The following is a 20,455-nucleotide window of genomic DNA, read 5'->3' as shown; positions in this document are numbered from 1 at the left end:
GTGCCTGGTTTCACGTGAAACGACTACCGCCGTCGGTCGGGTTGAGGAACACCCGGCTGCCCCCTCCGGCACCGAACACAGCGCCGTTCGACGTCGGCAACGGAGTGGGCTCCCCACGCGGCTTCACGAAGCATCGGAGATCGGCGTGCGGCACTATCCACACGCTGTGCGCAACGCCTGTTGACGGCGCCATGTGTGGAGTTTCACGTGAAACGATGCCGATGTCGTGGCGGTTGTCCACGGCGGTATCCACAGGGCGCGCAAGGCTACGACATGGTGTTTCACGTGAAACGGGACGGCCTGTGGATAACTTCTGTGGATAACTTTGCGGTGCGTGTGAGGGTTGGTCGCGATGATCGACTTCTACGCGTCAGCGATGTCTGAACGGTGGAGTATCGCCTGTCGGGTTCGGTCAGAAATTGACCCGGGACAGTGCCGTGCCGCCTGCACTAGGGTCAGCGTCGTGCCCGAGAACACCCCTTCGCTTCCCGACTTCACGCGGTGGCCTTCCTTCCCGTTCGAGGGCGACCTGCGAGTCAAGCGCCTCGCTCCCCCGGTTGAAGTCGAGCCTCCTCGGAGCGGTGAGGACGCGGCCGACTGCGTTGCCTGCAACACGCCTGACGACGCGTACATCTGGGTCAGCGAGCGGTGGCGGGTCCGGGCGATGGACCGACCAACCGGGCTGCCGATGGTGCTCATTCTCGAGTGCCGGTCGCACCTCGATCTGGGCGACCTCCCGAACCTCCTGGCGGCGGAGCTCGGCGTCATGACCGTTCGCCTCGAGCGCGCGGTCCGCTCGCTCGACGGCGTCGCTCGGGTTCACGTGAATCGGTGGGGTGACGGCTCGGCCCACCTCCACATGTGGTTCTTGGCGCGCCCGTACGGCCGGCTCCAGCTGCGTGGCACCTTCCTCTCGCTGTGGGACGACATCCTGCCGGTGATTCCCGAGGAGCAGTGGCGCGGGAATCTCGCGCTCGTCGCCGCTTGGCTGGCCGAGTTCGGTGGGCGTGCCATCGCCGAACCGCCGCACATCCATTGGGAGGCTCCGTCCACCTTCAGCGACCAGGCGACTGCTGCCGCTACCGCGCCGGATAAGGACGCTGAGCCAACGGCGGACCTCGCCGACCGCATCGGAACCACCGCGTCCGGCAAGACCATCGCGGATGGCGACGCCGTCGAAGGCGGTGGTCCGGAGAGCCTCCGTGAGGAGTTGACCCCCGGAGGCGCGCCTATCAACGACGCTGAGGATGTTGCCGACGGCGCGCGTCCGAGCGAGGCCGGCGACGGGTCGGTCCGGGACCGGTCAGCCGGGAGCCGGTCAGCCGATGACCTGTCAGTTGAGGATCGGTCAGTTGAGGATCGGTCAGTTGAGGATCGGTCAGCCGGGAACCGCCCCGGCCAGGCCGAGCTGGCGCTTGAGGGTGGTGGCGCCGCGGATGTCAGGGCGACCGCCGGCCCTGACGGTGCTAGCGGAGCCGAGCCAGCCGGCCGCCGGGACCGCACCGGCGACGCTGATTTCTCGGCCGACGGTCTCAGTGCCGGCAAGGCGGAGGTCTTTTCCAGCCGGGAGGGTGCGGGTCAAGCGGAGGCAGGGCACGGCGGGAAGGGCGACGAAGCCGGAACAGCGCACGGTGGCGAGCGCGCGGGTGAAGATGCGGCTACGCGCGACGGCGAGAGCGACGAACCTGGGACAGTGCACGGCGGCAAGGAGGCGGACGAGACTCCTGCTGCGCGCGGTAGCGAGGACGACCAAGCCGAGTCAGTACACCGTGGCCAACGCACGGGCGGCGCACGGGCGGCAGAGCCAAGCCGCGACGGTGGGGGCGCACTTGAAGGGGTATCCGGAGCCGACGATGCCGCCGCGGACGTCGAGCCGGTCGACGGCGACGAGTTGGGCGAAGGCGGGAACCCATCCGCTGCCGAGGCGACGGTCGAAGGCGGCGAGGAGGCGCCCTCCACCGAAGAGGCGTTCGGTAGCCAGGAGGCACTCGCCGTCGAGGACGCAGTCGGTAGCCAAGAGGCACCCGTCATCGAGAAGGCAGTCGGTAGCTAAGACGCATCTGCTGCCGAGGAGGCGGTCGATGGTGAGGGCGTCCCCGCCGTTGAAGACTCGGGGGGCGATGAGGGTGCCCGCGGCGCCGAGGAGGCAGACGCGGAAGAAAGTTCCGCCGGAGCCCACGAGGCCGTCAATGGCAGCGGTGCTGGCGAGGTAGGCGCGGCCGGCCACGCCGAAAATGACGACGGGGTGAAGGTGTCCCTCGTGGGCGAGGAGGCAAGCAGCACGGCCGTAGCCAACGCAGGCCGTCGTTCGTTCGGCGGCGGTGAGGTCGCGGGGTTCCACGAGAAGCAGGTGCGGACCTTCGACGACGGTGAGACGCGGGACTTGTCGGCCTACGCGAGGAGGCTGGCGACGGCCCCTAGCGATGTGGCGGCGTCCGCCGTATCTGCGGCCCGAGTAGTCAATTCCGCGGCGCCGACGAGGGCGTCGGTCGCTTGGACGACCACCTCGACAGTCACGCCAGTGTGCCCTCCAGCGAACGCGGCGAGTCCAGCGGCGACACGAGTGCTGACGATGAAATCGCCCCCGACACGAGTGCTGGCGATGGATCCGTCGGCGATGCCAGCGCCGCTGGCGAGTCCCTCACCGACACCGATGCTGGCGAGTCCCCCACCGACACCGATGCTGGCGATGACTCCGCCGGGACTACCAGCGCTCGGGATGACTCGACTGATGACACGCCCGCTCGCAGTAACTCCACGAGCGACGGCAGCGCTCGCAAGGGATTGGCCGACGGCGGTGGATCGCTCGCCGACAACGAGGGCTCTGCGTACGAAGGAGAGGACCCGACGCGGGAGGACCCGACGCGGGAGGACCCGACGCGGGAGGACCCGACGCGGGAGGACCCGACGCGGGAGGGCGGGACGGAGGAGGGCGGAAGCAAGAGGGCGGGACACGGGAGGGCGGGAGGCGGGAGGACACGGAGCCCATGAACCGGCCGATCAGGCGGCAGGACCGAGGCGGTTGGGACTGAGCCGGTCGGAGCCGAGGCGGTTGGGACCGAGGCGGTCGGAGGTGAGGCGGTTGGGACCGAGGCGGTCGGGACCGAGGCGGTCGGGGCCGAGATGGTCGGGACAGGGGCGGTCGGGACCGGGACCGGGGCGGATCAGACGAGCGGACTGAGGCCCCCGGGACTTGGAGCCGGCTGAGACCGAGGTGCTCGGGCAGTCCGGAGACGTCAGGAACTGCCGCGACATGAGAGGCCGCCGCCCAACGCGGGACGGCGGCCTCAACTATCTCTAAGACGAACGGCACCGCCGAGCAGAGCTCACCCTCGGGTAACAGCCCGCCCGACCAACCTCTCCATCATCTTCCCGAAATCCAACCCCCCGGCCTGAGCCGCCAGAGGCAACAGCGAAGTCTCCGTCATCCCCGGCGATACATTGACCTCCAGCACGTGCGGCACTCCCTCCGCATCCACAATGAGATCCACCCGAGAAAGATCGCGCAGCCCCAAAGCTTCATGCGCCGCCACTGCCGTAGCAGCCACCGACTCTGACACTGCCGGCGACAATCGCGCCGGGGTGTGCCAGGTTGTCAGGCCTGCCGTGTACCTGGCCGCGTAGTCGTACACCCCGTTCCGGGGCACGATTTCTACGGCCGGAAGCGGAACCGGCCCCTCCCCCAGGTCGATCACCGACACCGCCACGTCCATCCCAGCGACGTACCTCTCGACGAGCGCTGTCGAGTCGTACGCGAAGCAGCTCACCATCGCTGCCGGAAGCGCGGCTGCCTCGCGGACCACCGATGCTCCCAGGCCCGATCCGCCCTGGGCCGGCTTCACCATCAGCGGCAGGCCGAGCCGCTCGGCGATCCGGTCGAGGACTGCGACAGCGCCCAGCTCCGAGAAGCGGTCGTGCGGCAGGGCCACCCAGTCAGGGGTACGGATCCCCTTTTCGCGAAGCATCGACTTCGCCGACGGCTTGTCCCAGGCGAGGCGGGAGGCCGCCGCGGTGCAGCCGACGTACGGCACTCCGCACAGGTCCAGGACTCCGCGGAGTGATCCGTCCTCACCGGTCGCACCGTGGAGGGCGATGACCACCGCGTCCGGCGGGTCCTCCTGCAGCGTCGGCAGGAGCGACACGTCCGCGTCGCGCATCTCCGCCGACAGGCCTGCGGATCGGAGGGCGTCCAGGACTCGGCGGCCCGAGCGCAGGGACACGTCGCGTTCGTAGGACAGGCCGCCGGCGAGGACGAGGACGTGCGGTTCTGTGGACGTACCCATGGAAGTGATCATGCCAAGTCGGGGCCGGGAGCGTCCGCGGCGGCCGGGCCACGACGGCGGTGGGGGGTTGTCGGTCCGAAGACTTCGCGCATGGCGAGCTCCTGTTCCATCACGCCCGCGAGCCGGCGGACGCCTTCGCGGATCCGGGCGGGCGGCGGGAATGAGAAGTTGAGGCGGATGTTGCCGGCGCCGGTGCCGTCCGCGTAGAAGCCCGTGCCCGGCACATAGGCGACCCGGGCGGCGATGGCGCGGGGCATCATCGCCTTGGAGTCGAGGCCTTCGGGGAGGGTGGCCCAGACGAAGAGGCCGCCGGCCGGGCGGGTCCAGGTGGTGCCTGCCGGCATCAGGTCCTCGAGGGCGTCGAGCAGGGCGTCGCGACGTTCGCGGTAGATCTCGCGGTAGGACTTGATCTGTTCGCGCCACGGCATGGTCGACAGGTACTGGGTCACTGCGCCCTGGGCGAAGGCGCTCGGGCACAGGATGTTCGCCTCGCTGGCCATGACCAGCTTTTCCCGTACGGCATGGGGCGCCAGGATCCAGCCCACCCGCAGGCCCGGCGCGAAGGTCTTGGAGAACGTGCTGATGTAGAGGACGCCGTGGCGACGGCGGGCGCGCAGCGGACGCGGCGCCTCACCCTCGAAGCTGAGCGTTCCGTACGGGTCGTCCTCGACCACCAGCAGCCCGTGCCGCTCGCAGATGTCGAGGATCTCCTCGCGGCGTTCCTCGGTGAGCGTGACCCCGGCCGGGTTCTGGTAGGTCGGGATCGTGTAGAGGAACTTGGCCCTCCCACCCGCCTCTGCTATCGCTGCCTCGAGGGCCGCCGGGACCAGGCCGTCGGCGTCCATGGCGACGTGCCGCACCTGTGCCTGGGCGGCCTGGAACACGCCGAGTGCGCCGACGTACGTCGGCCCCTCGGCGAGCACCACGTCGCCCGGGTCCAGGAACAGCCGTGCCACCAGATCGAGCGCCTGCTGGCCGCCGACTGTGACCACCACGTCGTCGGGGGACGCGCCGTTGGAGGCGTCGATGCCGGAGAGGGTCATGACTTCGCAGATGCGTTCGCGGAGCTCGACCGTGCCCTGGCCGATGCCGTACTGGAGGCTGGTCGTGCCGAGTTCGGACGCGAGCCGGCCCATCATCTCGCCGACCGCATCGAGTGGCAGTGCGGCGATGTACGGCGACCCTCCCGCCAGCGACACCACCTCGGGACGGCTGGCGACGGCGAACAGGGCGCGGATCTCGGAGGTCGTCATCCCCCGTACGCGCCGCGCATAGCGATCGGTGTAATCGTCTTGAGTCGTGCCGGTCATGCGGCTTCACCTCATCCGTGAGCTGGACACATCGGCACCCATGCTAAACATCGGACGCATCCGGCCACCGGCCTTACTCATGGAGCGGGACGCCCGCCGGGCCCGGACGAGCCGCGAGGCCCGGACGGCCCGCTGGGTCCGGGACGGCCCGGCCAACCCCCGGGACACGGGCGGCCTGGGCCGGGAGACGGCCGGGCCGGGCCCAGGACCGGCCAGCCAGGCCCGCCACCCGTTGGAGTCCGATCCGCTCCCGTTCAAGGCGAATGCGGCGTAGGATCCGTCCGGGGGCGCGGACGAGCACGTGAACAGGACCGTGCCGCAAGTCCGGAATCTCACCGACTTCTCGAGGGGTCCCGCATGTCGCGACGCCTGGTCAACCTGACCCTCGACACTCTCGAAGACCTGCCCCGGCCGTGCCGCGCCTGTGTCTTCTGGGAGCTGGACCCGGTGTCCGCCGAGCGGGCCTGCGCGACCGGTGATCCCGGGCTCGAGAAGGAGGCGTGGGTTTCCCAGACGCTGCTCGAGTGGGGTTCCTGTGGCAAGCTCGCGTACGTCGACGGCATGCCGGCCGGGTTCGTCATGTTCGCCCCGCCGGCGTACGTGCCGCGGTCGATGGCCTTCCCCACCTCGCCGGTGAGCGCCGACGCGGCTTTGTTGATGACGGCCCACGTGGTGACCGCGTTCGCCGGGGGTGGGCTGGGGCGCATGCTGGTGCAGGGCGTCGCCCGCGATCTGACCAAGCGTGGGATCAAGGCCATCGAGGCTTTCGGCGATGCCAAGTTCGGTGAGGAGGGTGAGGGCTGCGTCGCGCCCGTCGACTTCTTCCTGTCGGTGGGCTTCAAGACCGTACGCCCGCACCCGCGCTATCCGCGGCTGCGGCTGGAGCTACGCACGGCGCTGTCGTGGAAGTCTGACGTCGAGTACGCGCTGGAGAAGCTGCTCGGCTCGATGAGCCCGGAGACGCTGCTCCGCCCGGTCCGCCCGGTCACCGCGACAACGTCTACGGAGAGCTGAGAGGCGGCGGCCGGCGGGCCGCCGTTCAGGTGTTGCGCGACGCCAGCGCCAGCCGCAGCTGCCGCACGTCGATCGACCCCGTCGGCACGTCCGCCTCGACCGGGAAGTACATCCGCTGCACCGCCGCGAGGATCGCCTCGACGATCTGCTCGCGGAACAGCGGGTCGATCAGCCGTTCCCGGTCCACCGGCGAGGTCAGGTAGCCGAGGTCCACCCGGACCGCCGGCATCCGGGTCAGGCGCAGCAGCTCCCACGTCTTCGCGTGGATGCGGCAGTCGCGCATGCCGGTGCGGACCACGACCTCCCGCTGGACCAGGTTGGCCAGCCGCTCCCCCACCGTCGAGGTCGCGCCGTTGCCGGTGCCGTAGTGGTAGCTCGCTACTCCGTCGGCGGTCGGCGTCTCCTGCCCGTCCAGGTGCAGGGAGATCAGGAGGTCGGCGCCGAGGCTGTTGGCGAGGGCCGCGCGTTCCTGCCCGGTCATGGACTGGGTCGGTGCGGGGCCGCGGGTGAGGTGCACCCGCATGCCGGCCGCCGCGAGCCGGCCCTCGAGGCGGGTGGCGATGTCGAACGCCAGGTCCGCCTCGGTCCAGCGCAGCTGCCCGTCCGGAACGACGACGCCCAGGTCTTCCGCGCCGCCGTGGCCCGGGTCGATGACGATGGTCTTGCCGACCAGGCTGGAGCCGGACTGCCGGAACGCCTCGGCCTCGCGCAGCCAGTTGGGGCGGCCGCCGACGACCTTGCGGCCGAGCCGGCGCAGCGCCTTCATCGTCTGCGGGCCGCACGAGCCGTCGGGGGTCAGGCCGACCTCGCGCTGGAACTGGGCGACCGCCCGGGCCGTACGCGGGCCGTAGATGGCGTCCGCGCGTCCGGTGTCGAAGCCCATCTCGAGCAGCCGCTCCTGCAGGGCGCGTACGTCCTCGCCGACGAGTGACGTCGGAACCGAGTGGAACAGCGTCCGCGCACCCAGCTTCCAGCGGGCTCCGTCCAGCGCCGACCAGGTCTCCTGGCCGACGAGCCCGTCGACGCCGAGCCCTCGGCTCTGCTGGAAGGCTCGTACGGCGGTTTCGGTGGCGGGGTCGAACTCGTTGCCGCCGGTTTCCAGGAGCTCGAGGCCCACCAGGATCGACCGGATCTCCTCGACGGCCGGTCCGGTGTCTCCACGTCGGATCGAGCGCACGCGCGGCTCCTAGGAACTGAGGGGATGTGCAGAGGGCAACTCCCGGAGCGTACTCCTCGCCGTCGCGGCCGGCCCGGCGTCGATGTGCGCTCCGTGCGTCGCATCACGAAGGAACAGGGTCCCGCGTCACGAAGAACAACGCCCCGCATCGGTGAGGATGCGGGGCGTTGCGAAGAGCCTGCTCAGAGGGCGGACTCGATGAAGTTCACCAGGGCGCCCTTGGGCTTGGCGCCGGCCACCGAGTTGACCGGCTCGCCGCCCTTGAAGAGGGTCAGCGTCGGCACGGACATCACCCGGTAGGCGCGGGCCGTCTCGGGGTTCTCGTCGATGTTGACCTTGACGATCTCCACCTTGTCACCCATCTCGGTGGCGATCTCGGCCAGCAGCGGGTCGACCTTCTTGCACGGTGCGCACCATTCAGCCCAGAAGTCGACAAGTACCACCTTGTCGGACTGCAGGACGTCACTCGCAAAAGTGGCGTCGGTGACGGCCTTGGTTGCTCCCACTAGGACCTCCTGGTTTACAGCTCTACGAATGATGCGATGAAGCGCTCGGCGTCCAGCGCGGCGGCGCAACCGGTGCCGGAGGCCGTGATGGCCTGACGGTAGGTGTGGTCGACCAGGTCGCCGGCGGCGAACACGCCGGGGATGTTGGTCCGGGTGCTGGGGTGGTCGACCTTCACGTAACCCTCGTCGTCGAGTTCGATCTGGCCCTTGAAGAGCTCGCTGCGCGGGTCGTGACCGATCGCGACGAACACGCCGGTGACGTCCAGGACCTTGGTCTCGCCGGTCTGCGCGTTGCGCACCCGGGCGCCGACGACCTTGCCGTCGTCGCCGAGGACCTCCTCGACCACCGAGTTCCACTCGACCTTGATCTTCGGGTTGTCCAGCGCGCGCTTCTGCATGACCTTGCTCGCCCGGAACGAGTCGCGGCGGTGCACGATCGTCACGGTCTCGGCGAAGCGGGTGAGGAAGGTGGCCTCCTCCATCGCGGAGTCGCCACCACCGACCACGATGATGTGCTGGCCGCGGAAGAAGAACCCGTCACAGGTGGCGCAGGACGAGACGCCGTGGCCGAGCAGCTCCTGCTCGCCGGGCACGCCCAGCGGCCGCCACGCCGAACCGGTGGAGAGGATCACGGCACGGGCGAAGTACTGCTTGTCGCCGACCCAGACCGTCTTGAGGCCCTCGGTGCCGGCCGCGGTGGGCTTGTCACCCAGCTCGACGCGGGTGGCGTCGTCGGTGATGAACTCGGCGCCGAACCGCTCGGCCTGCTTGCGCATGTTGTCCATGAGCTCGGGGCCCATGATGCCCTCGGGGTGACCCGGGAAGTTCTCCACCTCGGTGGTGGTCATCAGCGCGCCGCCGGACTGCACGCCCTCGATGACCAGCGGTTGGAGGTTGGCGCGGGCCGCATAGAGCGCCGCGGTGTAACCGGACGGTCCCGAGCCGATGATGATCAGGTTTCGGACCTCGTCCACTGCCGACTCCTCAGTCTGGGTTCGCCGGGGCACCGGCGACATCGCACGCTAGAACGTCATGGTAGGAGAGCAACATTCCCCCGCGTCAGAGGCGTGTGGGCCCCGGCATAGTGGGGGTCCTCACGACGCCGGAGGCGTGCGCTCACCCTACCTTTGCCGAACCCAGCTTGTCGGCGCCGGAACCGGGCGTGCCACAGTCCGCGCCGGCCGCCCAAACCCACCCGCCGTTGCCCGCGGTGAATTGCACGATCAGGGCCGGCGCGCCGTCGTACCTCGCGTAGTCGATGCTCTGCGCGGTGATCGGACCGGCGCCGTTGAGGCCGGAGATCGCATCGAGGCAGGCCAGCAGCGTCTCCTGCGCTTTCAGCCGGCCGAGCGGGTCGTTCGGATCGGCTATCACCCCGGCAGTCGGGTTCGCCGCCTTGCCCTGCGCCCCCGACTCCCGGGTCTCCGGCAGGGCGGTCAGGGGCTGGGGCGTCGCGCTCCCGGAGTGGTCACCCTCGTCAGGCGCGGCCATCGCCCGCACGGCGGCCTGAGCGAGAGTCTGCCGGTGGTAGTCGGTGCCGCTCGTCAGCACCTGTCCGGGACCGGCCGGCAGAGCGAGCGCGTGGTCCGCCTCCGGCGCCGACTGATCCGCGGCGCCCCCGGCCGAGGTCGCGGAATCCTGGGACTCCGCGGCCCCGAACTGCTGGATCCCGAATCCGAGGAACGCCACGAGACCGGCAGCGATCCCGATCGGCGCGGCCCACTTCAACCGGCGGGCCCGCTTCCGGGCCGTCGTGAGCTGAGCATCATCATTCGGTACGGCGACCAGATGCCGCCCAGAAGCAACACCATCGTCCGTCGTCACGGCCCGAGCAGGCCCGGAAGCCGCACGGCCCGCGTCAGCACCCACGGTGACAAGCCCGGAGTCATCACGGGCCGCCGACTCCCCGCCGGTCCCGTCGCCGCCGGCAGTAATGACGCCGTCGCTCATGTCGCTGACGGCAGTAACCGCGCCGTCGCTCATGTCGCCCACGGCAGCGGTCGCGAATGCGGCGTCGAGCCGGGCGAGGACGTCGGCCGGCATAGGCTCGGCCTCGTCGCCCCAGGCCTGCAACGCGACCGTCATCGCGCCGGTGGCCTCGACGAGGTCCGCGTGCGCGCGCCGCCAGCCGGGGTGACCGACGATCAGGGCGGCCACCACCGCCTCGTCCGGGGTTCCGTCCAGCGCGCCGCCGACGTAGTCGGCCAGCAGGTCGAAGTCGACCTCGCTGAACTCTGCCCCGGTCACGCCTGGTCCCCTCTGTCACCCGAAGCCGGAAGCGGCCCCGAAGCCGGAAGCGGCATGGTCGTCGCACCCGGCCCCGATGGGACGCGCCCCACGGCTCCGGGGTTCCCGCCGTGACCGTCGTCTCTCCGCGCGGCGCCCCCGCCCGATCCGGCCGGTGCCGATCCGGCTCGGAGATGGCCCAGCGACTGCGCCATCCGGGCCCGTCCCCGCGCACACCTGCTCTTGATCGTGCCCTCCGCAACCCCGAGGATCTCGGCCGCCTCGATCACCGGGTAGCCCTGAACGTCCACGAGCACCAGCGCCGCGCGCTGCTCCGGCGGGAGGGCCGCCAGCGCGGCGCGGACGACGAGCGCGGTGTCGTGGTCCTGGACCGGGGCGGCCGGCTCCGGCCGGGTGCCGAGCCCGCCGTCGTCGGTGTGCGTACCGTCCGGGAGGGGCACGGTGGGGTGGGCCTGCCGGCGCCGGATCCGGTCGAGGCAGGCGTTGACCACGATCCGGTGCAGCCAGGTCGTGACCGCCGAGTCACCCCGGAAGCGGGCCGCGCCGCGGTGGGCCGACAGCAGCGCGTCCTGCACGGCGTCGGCGGCTTCCTCCCGGTCACCGATCGTGCGGAGCGCGACGGCCCACAGCCGGTCGCGGTGCCGTCGCACCAGTTCCCCGAACGCCGTGGGATCGCCTGTGACATGGGCGTGCAGCAACTCGACGTCGGTCGCCTCCGAATCGCCGCGCGTACGGCCAATAGTCACGTCAGCAATGTAGCCGAGGCGATCCGCGGGCATCACGCCCTGCCCGGGGCCGCAAGAGAGGCGACCTGGGCCCCGATGCGAAGGCCATGAGAAATCCCCCCACCGGAGGACCGGGTGGGGGGATTCTTCTTGCTGAGAGCCGTGGCGGGCGCCGCCTCAGTCGGTGGCGTACACCTCGATGTTGGTCACCTTGACCTTGTAGCCGCCGGCGCCGTCGTCCGCGGGCGGCAGGTCGCTCAGGAAGACCATGAGGTACTGGTAGGTCTGGGTCTCGTCGAACACCGGGAAGATGGTGTTCGTCCCCTTGGTCTTCTCGGTGTCGCCGTCGCCGACCTTCTTGAACTTCTTGACGAGCTGCTCGTCGCCCGACGACGTGTCACCCGGGTCCGAGTCGCCGGAACGGATGTCCATCGCGATGCCCGGCGCCGACGCCTCGACCCGGATCTCGCTCACGTGGCGCGGCGTGCCGAGGTTGATGAGGACGCCCATGCCGGGCTTCAGGTTGCCGAAGTTGGAACGGTTCTGGAAGCGCTGCGTCTCCCAGCCGGTCTCCGTGCTGTCGTCGACGGTGAGCTCGGCCTCGCCGGTGTCGTTCCGCTCGCCCTTCGGCGGGTCGACGATGCGCACCATCTTGGGCGTGAGCGGAACCTTCTTCGGCGCTCCCTGCGCGTCCGATCCCGGCTTGCCGGGAGCCGTCCCGTTGCCCTGGTTGCCGCCCTGCGGGGCGGTGTTGGCCCCGGTGGTGCCGCCCTGCTCGTTGCCGGAGTTGCTGATCGCGCGGATGCCGAAGACGAGGCCGACGATCGCGATGACGACCAGCGCCGCGATGCCCAGCACGATCTTGCGCGTGCTGCGGACCGGCTCGGCCGAGGTGCCCTGGGTGAAGCGCAGCGGGCCGACGTCCTCGTAGTCCTCCTCGGCGGAGTCGAGGCGGGCCAGCTCGGCGGCGAGCGCGTCGGCCTCGGGGGTCGCCACCCGCTTGTCGAGCAGGTCCATCGTGAGGTCGTCGAGGTACGCCGGGACACCCGCGCGGATCTGGCGCGGCGCCGAGATGGCGCCGTTGCCGTCGCGCATGGCGTCGGGCAAGGCGGACGTGCGGCCGATCTCGACCTGCGGCCAGTGCCCCGTGAGGGCGAAGTAGAGGATGCCGCCGACCGCGCGGACGTCGGACTCGACGCTGTCCGCCGAGTCGGCCCGGGCGTCGGCGAGGACCACCCGGCCGTCGTTGCCGATGAGCGTGGTGCCGGGGTGCACGTTGCCGTGCACCATGCCGGTGGCGTGCACGGCGGCGAGCGCGTCGGCGATGGCGTGCGCGATCGCGGTGGCGCGGGCCGGGTCGAGCGGGCCCTCCTGGGCCACCATCTCGCGCAGCGCCTCGCCGTCGACCCACTCGCGGACGACGTAGGCGCGCTGGCCCTCGTCGATCGCGTCGTAGACGCCGACCAGATTGGGGTGGATCACGCGGCTCGCATCGACCGCCGCCTGGAGCATCTCGGTCGCGGAATCGCCGCCGGGGTGCCGCAGCACGACCGCGACGGGCCGCCGGAGGATGACATCGATGCCCCGCCAGACCTGCCGGCCAGCACTGTCGTTGTTGACGTGCTCCTCGAGCTGGTAACGCTCGGCCAGGATCTCACCGACGGTGGGCGCACCGAAGGTCATGACCGGTCCGGCCTCGTCGGCCGCGGTCTCGTGGCCTTCGCCGACCTGGGTCACCCGTCCTCCCTCGGTGAGTCCGCATGTGTCGCCCCCGACCTTACCCGCCCGTGGCCAAGGTCCCACAGGTCATCCCCGGGCGCGGTACCCGTCCGAGGCCGTACGCCGAGGCTGTTCGAGCCGCTCGGCGGCGATAAATAAGCTGTTCAGAGGGTTATCCACAAGGTTGTCCACAGCGCTAGCGCCCGAGTTTGCGGCGCACCATCCCGACGACCTGATTCACTTCGTGGACCTTGAACAGGGTAGCCGCCACAAGGTAGACCAGCATGATCGCCCCACCGCCGACGACGACCTGCAACGCCGCGGTGGGACGCCCGGGCGTGTCGCCGCCGGGCAGGACGTGCACGACCAGCAGTCCGGCGGCGGTGGCGACGGCCGCGGCGGCGAGCACCTTCACCAGCGCGGTGGCCACCGACCCCAGGTTCAGCCGGCCGATCCGGCGGCGCAGCACTGCTAGGGAGATCAGTGCCGAAACGAGATAGGAGACGGCGTTCGCCGCGGTCATGCCGGCCGCGGCCAGCGACTGCGACAACAACTCGGCGAGCACGACATACCCGATGATGCGTACGGCCACCACCGGCAGATTGATCAGCGCGACCGTCTTGTTGCCCTGCAGCGAGTAGAAGGCATAGGTACAGAGGTAGCTCACCGACAGCGGGATCACCGCGAACGCCGCGACGACGAGGACCTGTCCGGTGGCGAACGCCTGGTCGTAGTTGAGCGCCCCGCCCTGGAAGAGCGTGACCGCGATCGGCACGCCGAGCACCCCGTACGCGACGGCGATCGGTGCCAGGGCGGTCGTGGTGAGCCGGATGCCGCGGCTGAGGTCGGCGCTGACGTCGGCGTACCGGCCCTCGGCGGCGGCCGCGCTCATCTTGGGCAGCAGGGCGGTCATGACCGAGACGCCGACGATGCCGTGCGCCATCATCGTGAGCAGGAAGACGTTGTTGAACGCCAGGGTGCTGGCCTTGCTGCCGTCGGACACCCCGCCGAGGACGCGGACCACGAGGAAGACGGCCAGCTGGTTGGCGCCGACGTAGCAGAGCATCCAGCCGGCGAGCCGGCCGATCTCACCGAGGCCGAGCGCGCGCGGCGCCCACCGCCACTTCCACGAGAAGCCCACCTTGCGCAGCGCGGGCAGCAGGCCGAGCGCCTGCACCATCATGCCCAGCAAGGTGCCGCCGCCGATGAGGAGGATCTCGCCGGTGGTCATGTTTTCCGGCTTGGGCCCGGCCGTACCGAAAACCCCGATGAAGACGCCGCACGTCGCGATGACGACGAGGTTGTTGAGGATCGGCGCCCACATGGGTGCGGCGAAATGTCCGCGGACGTTGAGCACCGCCGCGATGAGCGCGGACAGTCCGGTGAAGAAGATGATCGGCAGGATCAGATACGCCAGCGCCGTGACCAGGTCGCGGTAGCCCTGGGTGGTGCCGCTGCCGGACTGGATCCAAGTGATCGCGCCAGCAAGCGCGGTGATCAGAACAGTGGCGATGCCCAGCGAGATCACTGCGAAGGTCAGCAGCCGTTGCGTGAAGAGCTGGCCGCCGTCCGGGTCCGCCTTGCGGCGCCGGACGAGCAGCGGGATGAGGACGCTGGAGAGGATGCCGCCGAGCAGCAGCTCGTAGATCTGGTTCGGCAGGAACTGGGCACTGGTGTACGCGTCGCCGACGCCCGCGCCGAGCGTCATGCCGATCAGCATGTTGCGCACGAAGCCGATCAGGCGGCTGACCAGGCTGCCGGCCGCCATGACGGCGCTGTTGCCCGCTGTGCTGCGCGCCTCACTCTCGGCGCTCGGCTCGGGCTCCGGTGCCTCCTCCGCGGGGGTGGCACTGCCGTAGACCGTGCCACCGCCGGCGGATTCGGACGGGATGACCTCGGGCGGGAGAGCCTGGTCGGCGGCCGCCGTGGGCAGGGTGCCCGTGCTGTCGACGGAGATCAGCATGGCGCCGTCCGACGGCTCAGGCTCACCGTCGGGCGCGGCGTGCGTGCTGCGGTACAGGCCGCCGCTCACCAAGACCTCCCCAGGGGTACGGACACAGACGCCACCCTAGCCAGGCCTTGCTCAGGTGTGATGCCGGACCAGGGTCCCGGGCGTAGCGCCGGCGAGGGTCTCGACCATCCAGCAGGCTTCGAGCGGGACGAGGGGTTCGCTCAGCGCGTCGAGCACGGTCGGGTGGTCGCAGCCGGCCTCGGTCAGCACCCCGAGCAGCGCGCGGACCGGGCCCAGGTCGCCGGTGTCGGCCATGTGGCGGGCGAGCGGGCGGACCTCCGCGTACCACTGCTCCTCCGGCAGGCGGGACAGCCGGCGTGCTGCCCGGCGTACCAGCTCAGCAAGCCCTTCATGCGGAAAGCGCGAGCCGCCCCGGACCTGGAGGTGCGCCGGAGCCGGCGCGGTGTAGGCCGCGATCGCGGCCTCGTCGAGGACCTGCGGCGACGGCCACGGCGGCTGCGGCCACCAGTTGTCGCCCGCGAACAGGGGAAGCGGCGTCTGTTCCGGCGTGACCGGCTGGGGCTCCGGCACATCGCGGCGCAACGACCGATATGCGGCCTCGCGCACCGCGGCGACCGCACTCCCGTCGTCATCCGCGGTGGCCGGCGCGAACGGGCCGAGCAGCGCCACCACCAGCCCGGGGTGCGGCAGCGTCGGATCCTCGAGGGCGATCACCCGGGCACACAGGTCCAGCTCGTGCCAGCGCAACGCCGCCGGATGGGGCCGGCCGGGCGCCGCCCAGCCGAGCTGTACCGGCTCGCTGGTCGCCGGCTCGCGCAGGCCCAGCGCCTGCTCCCCGGTGGCCAGGTCCAGGTCGAGCACCAGGCCGTACCCGCCGGTCACCGGCAGGTTGATGCGCAGCTCGGCGGGCTCGGGGTCGTCGGTCGCGCTCCCGTCCGCCCGCAGGCGGGACCAGAAAGCGGGATCCTCGCTGAGGCGGCGCAGCGCCTCGGGTACGGGCACATCCCCCATCCTGCCCGCTGCGCACGGTGACCGCCACGACCACCGCCACCCACCACCCACAGCCCACAGCCGGACTGAAGGCTCGATAGGCTGGTCGTCCCATGTCTGTGTTGAATACGGCCCAGCGCAACGCCGTCCAGGAGTTGCTGCGGGTCTCCCCTGTCGCCGACGAGCTGGGGCGCCGCTTCGGCGCCGCCGGCCATGAGCTGCACCTGGTCGGCGGCTCGGTGCGTGACGCGCTGCTCGGCAACCTCGGCGACGACCTCGACTTCTGCACCGACGCCCGGCCCGAGCAGACGCTCGACCTGGTCAAGGGCTGGGCGGACGCGATCTGGGAGACCGGCCGCGAGTTCGGCACGATCGGGATCCAGAAGGACGGCCTGCGGCTGGAGATCACCACGTTCCGGGCCGAGGCGTACGACGGGGTCACCCGCAACCCGGTCGTGGAGTACGGCGACAACCTCCTCGACGACCTGCGCCGCCGCGACTTCACGATCAACGCGATGGCGGTCAGCCTGCCGGCGCACGTCTTCACCGACCCGTACGGCGGACTCGAGGATCTGGCGTCGGGCCTGATCAGGACGCCGTCGCGGCCCGAGGAGTCGTTCGGCGATGATCCACTTCGGATGCTGCGCGCGGCCCGGTTCGCGGCGAAGCTGAAGTTCACTGTGGACCCGGCCGTACTCGCCGCCATGCGGGCCATGGCCGCTGACCTCGACCGGATCACCGCCGAGCGGATCCGCGACGAGTTCACCAAGTTGCTGTGTGCGCAGGACCCCCTGGGTGGCCTGCGGCTGCTCGTGGACACCGGGCTCGCCGACCGGTTCATCCCGGAGATCTCCGGGCTCAAGCTCGAGATCGACGAGCACGCGCAGCACAAGGACGTCTACGAGCACACGCTGATCGTGGTCTCCAACGCCGTACGCCTCGAGGGCGACGCCGGCCCGGATTTCATCCTGCGCATGGCGGCGCTGATGCACGACATCGGCAAGCCGGCGACCAAGGCGGTCGGCCGCGACGGGCGGGTCAGCTTCCACCACCACGAGGTGGTCGGCGCGCGCCTGACCAAGCAGCGGATGAAGGCGATGCGATACCCCAAGGACGTCACGTCCGCGGTGGTCGAGCTGGTCGCGCTGCACCTGCGCTTCTACGGGTACGGCCGAGGCGAGTGGACCGACTCGGCCGTCCGCCGCTACGTCACCGACGCCGGCGAGCTCCTCCCACGGCTGCACAAGCTCACCCGTTCCGACTGCACGACGCGTAACCGGCGCAAGGCCGCCGCCCTGGCCGCCGACTACGACGCGCTGGAGGAGCGGATCACCCGCATCCAGGCAGAGGAGGACCTGGCCCGGGTCCGCCCCGACCTCGACGGTAACGCGATCATGGAGCTGCTCGGCGTGCCACCGGGCCCGATCGTCGGTCAGGCCTGGCGCCACCTCAAGGAGCTGCGCCTCGACCGCGGGCCGCTGGACCGGGACGAGGCGGAGGCGGAGCTGCTGCGCTGGGCCCGGGAGAACGGCCACATCTCGTAGTTGTCGTACCCGGGGGGCACAATCGTCGCGTGCGGCTCCTCATGGACTCCCCCATCGGCCCGCTCGGCATCGCCCTCGACGCCGGGACGGTGATCGGGGTCCGCTTCGGCGCCCCGCCCGGCTGGGCCGGCGGTGAACATGCCGCTCATCCGGTGCTCGACGAGCTCGCCGGCTACTTCGCCGGCATGCTGACCGACTTCGTCGTGCCGGTGGAACTGCGCGGTGGGTCGGAGTTCGAGCGGGCGGTGTGGGGCGAGATCGCCGGCATCCCGTACGGCGAGATGCGAACGTACGGCGCTATCGCGACGGCCCTCGGCGACCCGGGGGCGGCCCGGGCGGTCGGCACGGCGTGCAACCACAACCCGGTGCCGGTGATCGTGCCGTGCCATCGGGTGGTCGGCGCCGGCGGCAAGATGGTCGGCTTCGGCGGCGGCCTGCCCCGCAAACGGCACCTGCTCGAGCTGGAGGCGCGGGTGGCGCTGGAACGCGCGTGGAGTTGACCGTCAGCAGGATCCGTCGGCGTTCCTGGGTCCCAGTTCGAACGTCGGTCCGGTGCCGGGCAGGGCGCCGTAGATGCAGGCCGCGCTGACCATCCCGGTGAAGGAGAGATCCGGGCGGACGACCGCTTTCAGTCCCTCTTGGGCGAGATGGTCACGCAGTCGCTGCTGATCGAGGTCGTCGCTCGCCGCGAGGAGGGCGAGCTGGGGCCGCAGCAACCGCACACAGGCCTCAGCGGCGGGAAGGGCCCTGGCCGGGACCGGCGCGCGCTGTGGTGTCGGCCGATCGGCGGCTCGCAGGGCCAGCTCTGCGCGCTTCTGGGCGTCGCTGAGAGTCCCCGCCGGCCTCGGAGCGGCGGAACGGCTGATCGGCTGCTCGCCGCAGTGCGCAACTTCCGTACCCGGGGCGACGGTTATCCGCGAGGGGTCCGGCGTGCGCACCTCGATGCTCGCGTGCAGCGTTACGCCGGCTGTGGGCGTACCCGCTGGATTGCCGGACCGGGCACAGGCCGCGAGCGATGCGGCCAGGCCGAGCGCGACGAGCGCTGCGGGGAATCGGGTCATGTCCGCAGGATATCGACAAACGCCGAAGGCCGGGCCGCTCGCGGCCCGGCCTTCGCGCAGAGCTTGTCAGCGCTCGATCTCACCCTTGATGAACGCCTCGACGGCGGCGTGCGCGTCGTGGTCGTTGTATTGCACCGGCGGGCTCTTCATGAAGTAGGAGCTGGCCGACAGGATCGGGCCACCGACACCGCGGTCCTTGGCGATCTTCGCCGCGCGGACCGCGTCGATGATGACGCCGGCCGAGTTCGGGGAGTCCCAGACCTCGAGCTTCAGCTCCGCGTTCAGCGGGGTGTCGCCGAAGCTGCGGCCCTCGAGCCGGATGTACGCCCACTTGCGGTCGTCGAGCCACGGCACGTGGTCCGACGGGCCGATGTGCACGTCGCTCTTGACCATCTCGTGCGGGATCTGGCTGGTGACCGACTGGGTCTTCGAGATCTTCTTGGAGACCAGGCGGTTGCGCTCCAGCATGTTCATGAAGTCCATGTTGCCGCCGAAGTTGAGCTGGTACGTGCGCAGCAGCTCGACGCCGCGGTCCTCGAACAGCTTGGCGAGCGCGCGGTGCACGATCGTCGCGCCGACCTGGCTCTTGATGTCGTCGCCGACGATCGGCAGGCCCGCGTCCTCGAACTTCTTCGCCCAGACCGGGTCCGAGGCGATGAAGACGGGCAGCGCGTTGACGAACGCGCAGCCGGCGTCGATCGCGGCCTGCGCGTAGAACTTGTCGGCCTCCTCGGAGCCCACCGGCAGGTAGGACACCACGACGTCGACCTCGGCGTCCTTGAACGCCTGCACGACGTCGACCGGCTCGGCCGAGGACTCCTCGATCATCTCACGGTAATACGTGCCGAGGCCGTCGAACGTCGGTCCACGCTGGACGGTCACGCCGGTCGGCGGCACGTCGGTGAGCGTGATCGTGTTGTTCTCGCTGGCGACGATCGCCTCGGCCAGGTCCATGCCGACCTTCTTGGCGTCCACATCGAACGCCGCGACGAACTCCACGTCGGAAACGTGGTAGTCGCCGAAGGTCACGTGCATGAGACCCGGGACGCGGTCGTTGGGGTCGGCGTTGCGGTAGTACTCCACACCCTGCACGAGGGATGAGGCGCAGTTACCCACACCGACGATGGCGACGCGGACGGAGCCCATCGCGTTTGCCTCCTTGTTCATCACGGCCGGTCCTGATGCGGAGCCGGTTCTTCGGGGGGTGCCACCGCCTGATCGGCGGCGGACGAGGGGGTACGGCCCGAGCGCTCGTTGGTGATGAGCTCCTCGAGCCAGCGGACCTCGCGCTCACAGGCGTCCAGTCCGTGTCGCTGCAGTTCGAGCGTGTACGCGTCGAGTCGGTCCCCGGCGCGCGACAGCACGTCCCGCAGGCCCTCCCGGCGCTCCTCGATCCGGCGCCGGCGGCCTTCGAGGATGCGCAGCCGGGTCGCGCGGTCGGTCCGGGAGAAGAAGGTGAAGTGCACGCCGAAGCCCGCGTCGTCGTACGTCTCGGGGCCTGCCTGGGCGAGCAGATCGGCGAACCGCTCCTTGCCCTCAGCAGTGATCTTGTAGACAATCCGGCCGCGTTTGCTGGTCATCGGCGGGACGATGTCCGTCTCGGTGGCCTGTTCGCTGATCCAGCCGGCGCAGTGCAGACGCTTGAGCGTCGGATACAGGGTGCCGTAGCTGATGGCCGCGCGGATGGTCCCCAGCTTGGTGGCGAGCTCCTTGCGCAGCTCGTAGCCGTGCATCGGGGCTTCCTGGAGGAGGCCGAGGATCGCCAGTTCCAGCATCGGGGCCACCTCCTTTGCGACGATGTATCGGGCCGATACATCGTCACCGTAGAGCGGCCGTGTGCGGATGGCAAGGCGTTGTGACGCTGGTTGCCCGGGATGCCCGCCTGGCCCCGCTTCGCTTCGGTGTCC

At 70.4% G+C, this 20,455-nt stretch carries 18 protein-coding genes and 1 pseudogene; 6 read left to right on the top strand and 13 right to left on the bottom strand.

Annotation, left to right across the window (positions count from 1 at the left end; genetic code table 11):
* Positions 1–463: 463 nt before the first annotated feature.
* A pseudogene (locus tag AB0368_RS18240) lies at positions 464–1,057 on the top strand (hypothetical protein); the annotation flags it as partial.
* A gap of 1,436 nt (positions 1,058–2,493) precedes the next feature.
* Positions 2,494–2,991, top strand: coding sequence for a hypothetical protein (locus tag AB0368_RS18235; RefSeq protein WP_366155038.1), 498 nt, complete (start codon positions 2,494–2,496; stop codon positions 2,989–2,991).
* A gap of 335 nt (positions 2,992–3,326) precedes the next feature.
* Here the strand turns inward: AB0368_RS18235 and AB0368_RS18230 are convergent, their stop codons facing one another.
* On the bottom strand, positions 3,327–4,295 hold the full coding sequence (locus tag AB0368_RS18230) for a D-alanine--D-alanine ligase (protein WP_366155037.1): 969 nt from the start codon (positions 4,293–4,295) through the stop codon (positions 3,327–3,329).
* A complete protein-coding gene (locus AB0368_RS18225) occupies positions 4,292–5,593 on the bottom strand; it encodes a PLP-dependent aminotransferase family protein (RefSeq protein WP_366155036.1) in 1,302 nt (433 codons plus the stop codon). Before AB0368_RS18225 ends, AB0368_RS18230 begins: the two co-directional genes overlap by 4 nt.
* A gap of 79 nt (positions 5,594–5,672) precedes the next feature.
* Between AB0368_RS18225 and AB0368_RS18220 the strand changes: the two genes are divergently transcribed.
* Positions 5,673–5,867 (top strand): hypothetical protein, encoded by a 195-nt coding sequence (locus tag AB0368_RS18220; RefSeq protein ID WP_366155035.1) that lies wholly within the window; start codon positions 5,673–5,675, stop codon positions 5,865–5,867.
* Between the two features lie 83 nt (positions 5,868–5,950).
* Complete coding sequence (locus AB0368_RS18215) at positions 5,951–6,607, top strand: GNAT family N-acetyltransferase (protein ID WP_366155034.1); 657 nt, start codon at positions 5,951–5,953, stop codon at positions 6,605–6,607.
* A 25-nt stretch (positions 6,608–6,632) separates the two neighbouring features.
* Here AB0368_RS18215 and AB0368_RS18210 read toward each other — a convergent pair whose 3' ends face one another.
* From AB0368_RS18210 to AB0368_RS18175, 8 genes are all read right to left on the bottom strand, one after another.
* Entirely contained in the window at positions 6,633–7,784 is a 1,152-nt protein-coding gene (locus AB0368_RS18210) for an N-acetylmuramoyl-L-alanine amidase (protein WP_366155033.1), read from the bottom strand.
* Positions 7,785–7,966: 182 nt separating this feature from the next.
* Positions 7,967–8,290 carry a thioredoxin gene (trxA, locus tag AB0368_RS18205; RefSeq protein ID WP_199513240.1) on the bottom strand — a complete coding sequence of 108 codons (324 nt, stop codon included), beginning with the start codon at positions 8,288–8,290 and terminating at the stop codon, positions 7,967–7,969.
* 14 nt (positions 8,291–8,304) lie between these two features.
* Positions 8,305–9,264: a thioredoxin-disulfide reductase gene (gene trxB, locus AB0368_RS18200; RefSeq protein WP_366155032.1), complete on the bottom strand. Its 960-nt coding sequence runs from the start codon at positions 9,262–9,264 to the stop codon at positions 8,305–8,307.
* A 142-nt stretch (positions 9,265–9,406) separates the two neighbouring features.
* Positions 9,407–10,537, bottom strand: a complete 1,131-nt coding sequence (locus AB0368_RS18195; protein ID WP_366155031.1) for a hypothetical protein — start codon at positions 10,535–10,537, stop codon at positions 9,407–9,409.
* Positions 10,534–11,283: an RNA polymerase sigma factor SigM gene (sigM, locus tag AB0368_RS18190; RefSeq protein WP_366155030.1), complete on the bottom strand. Its 750-nt coding sequence runs from the start codon at positions 11,281–11,283 to the stop codon at positions 10,534–10,536. Before sigM ends, AB0368_RS18195 begins: the two co-directional genes overlap by 4 nt.
* 156 nt (positions 11,284–11,439) lie before the next feature.
* A complete protein-coding gene (locus AB0368_RS18185) occupies positions 11,440–12,999 on the bottom strand; it encodes a protein kinase family protein (RefSeq protein ID WP_366155029.1) in 1,560 nt (519 codons plus the stop codon).
* 178 nt (positions 13,000–13,177) lie between these two features.
* Complete coding sequence (gene murJ, locus AB0368_RS18180) at positions 13,178–15,013, bottom strand: murein biosynthesis integral membrane protein MurJ (protein WP_366155028.1); 1,836 nt, start codon at positions 15,011–15,013, stop codon at positions 13,178–13,180.
* Between the two features lie 51 nt (positions 15,014–15,064).
* The gene (locus tag AB0368_RS18175; protein WP_366155027.1) at positions 15,065–15,964 is read right to left on the bottom strand and encodes a hypothetical protein; all 900 of its coding nucleotides are present in this window, start codon (positions 15,962–15,964) and stop codon (positions 15,065–15,067) included.
* 92 nt (positions 15,965–16,056) lie between these two features.
* Between AB0368_RS18175 and AB0368_RS18170 the strand changes: the two genes are divergently transcribed.
* Both AB0368_RS18170 and AB0368_RS18165 read left to right on the top strand, forming a co-directional pair.
* Positions 16,057–17,487 carry a CCA tRNA nucleotidyltransferase gene (locus AB0368_RS18170; RefSeq protein WP_366155026.1) on the top strand — a complete coding sequence of 477 codons (1,431 nt, stop codon included), beginning with the start codon at positions 16,057–16,059 and terminating at the stop codon, positions 17,485–17,487.
* A 41-nt stretch (positions 17,488–17,528) separates the two neighbouring features.
* Positions 17,529–17,987, top strand: coding sequence for a methylated-DNA--[protein]-cysteine S-methyltransferase (locus AB0368_RS18165; RefSeq protein WP_366155225.1), 459 nt, complete (start codon positions 17,529–17,531; stop codon positions 17,985–17,987).
* 3 nt (positions 17,988–17,990) lie between these two features.
* Here the strand turns inward: AB0368_RS18165 and AB0368_RS18160 are convergent, their stop codons facing one another.
* From AB0368_RS18160 to AB0368_RS18150, 3 genes are all read right to left on the bottom strand, one after another.
* Positions 17,991–18,548, bottom strand: coding sequence for a hypothetical protein (locus tag AB0368_RS18160; RefSeq protein WP_366155025.1), 558 nt, complete (start codon positions 18,546–18,548; stop codon positions 17,991–17,993).
* A 66-nt stretch (positions 18,549–18,614) separates the two neighbouring features.
* Positions 18,615–19,694 carry an inositol-3-phosphate synthase gene (locus AB0368_RS18155; RefSeq protein ID WP_366155224.1) on the bottom strand — a complete coding sequence of 360 codons (1,080 nt, stop codon included), beginning with the start codon at positions 19,692–19,694 and terminating at the stop codon, positions 18,615–18,617.
* A gap of 20 nt (positions 19,695–19,714) precedes the next feature.
* The gene (locus tag AB0368_RS18150; RefSeq protein WP_366155024.1) at positions 19,715–20,323 is read right to left on the bottom strand and encodes a PadR family transcriptional regulator; all 609 of its coding nucleotides are present in this window, start codon (positions 20,321–20,323) and stop codon (positions 19,715–19,717) included.
* Between the last annotated feature and the right edge of the window lie 132 nt (positions 20,324–20,455).

The sequence above is a fragment of the Actinoplanes sp. NPDC051475 genome (assembly GCF_040689425.1).
Taxonomy (GTDB): Bacteria; Actinomycetota; Actinomycetes; order Mycobacteriales; family Micromonosporaceae; genus Actinoplanes.
The sequence above is the reverse complement of the archived record's forward strand: the minus strand, read 5'-3'. Positions and strand labels throughout refer to the sequence as shown.

What these genes read in the sequence shown, in the direction of transcription:
- AB0368_RS18230 (WP_366155037.1), bottom strand. Translation starts at nt 4,295, where the DNA reads ATGATCACTTCCATGGGTACGTCCACAGAACCGCACGTCCTCGTCCTC.
- AB0368_RS18225 (WP_366155036.1), bottom strand. Translation starts at nt 5,593, where the DNA reads ATGACCGGCACGACTCAAGACGATTACACCGATCGCTATGCGCGGCGC.
- AB0368_RS18220 (WP_366155035.1), top strand. Translation starts at nt 5,673, where the DNA reads ATGGAGCGGGACGCCCGCCGGGCCCGGACGAGCCGCGAGGCCCGGACG.
- AB0368_RS18215 (WP_366155034.1), top strand. Translation starts at nt 5,951, where the DNA reads ATGTCGCGACGCCTGGTCAACCTGACCCTCGACACTCTCGAAGACCTG.
- AB0368_RS18175 (WP_366155027.1), bottom strand. Translation starts at nt 15,964, where the DNA reads ATGGGGGATGTGCCCGTACCCGAGGCGCTGCGCCGCCTCAGCGAGGAT.
- AB0368_RS18170 (WP_366155026.1), top strand. Translation starts at nt 16,057, where the DNA reads ATGTCTGTGTTGAATACGGCCCAGCGCAACGCCGTCCAGGAGTTGCTG.
- AB0368_RS18165 (WP_366155225.1), top strand. Translation starts at nt 17,529, where the DNA reads ATGGACTCCCCCATCGGCCCGCTCGGCATCGCCCTCGACGCCGGGACG.
- AB0368_RS18160 (WP_366155025.1), bottom strand. Translation starts at nt 18,548, where the DNA reads ATGACCCGATTCCCCGCAGCGCTCGTCGCGCTCGGCCTGGCCGCATCG.
- AB0368_RS18155 (WP_366155224.1), bottom strand. Translation starts at nt 19,694, where the DNA reads ATGGGCTCCGTCCGCGTCGCCATCGTCGGTGTGGGTAACTGCGCCTCA.
- AB0368_RS18150 (WP_366155024.1), bottom strand. Translation starts at nt 20,323, where the DNA reads ATGCTGGAACTGGCGATCCTCGGCCTCCTCCAGGAAGCCCCGATGCAC.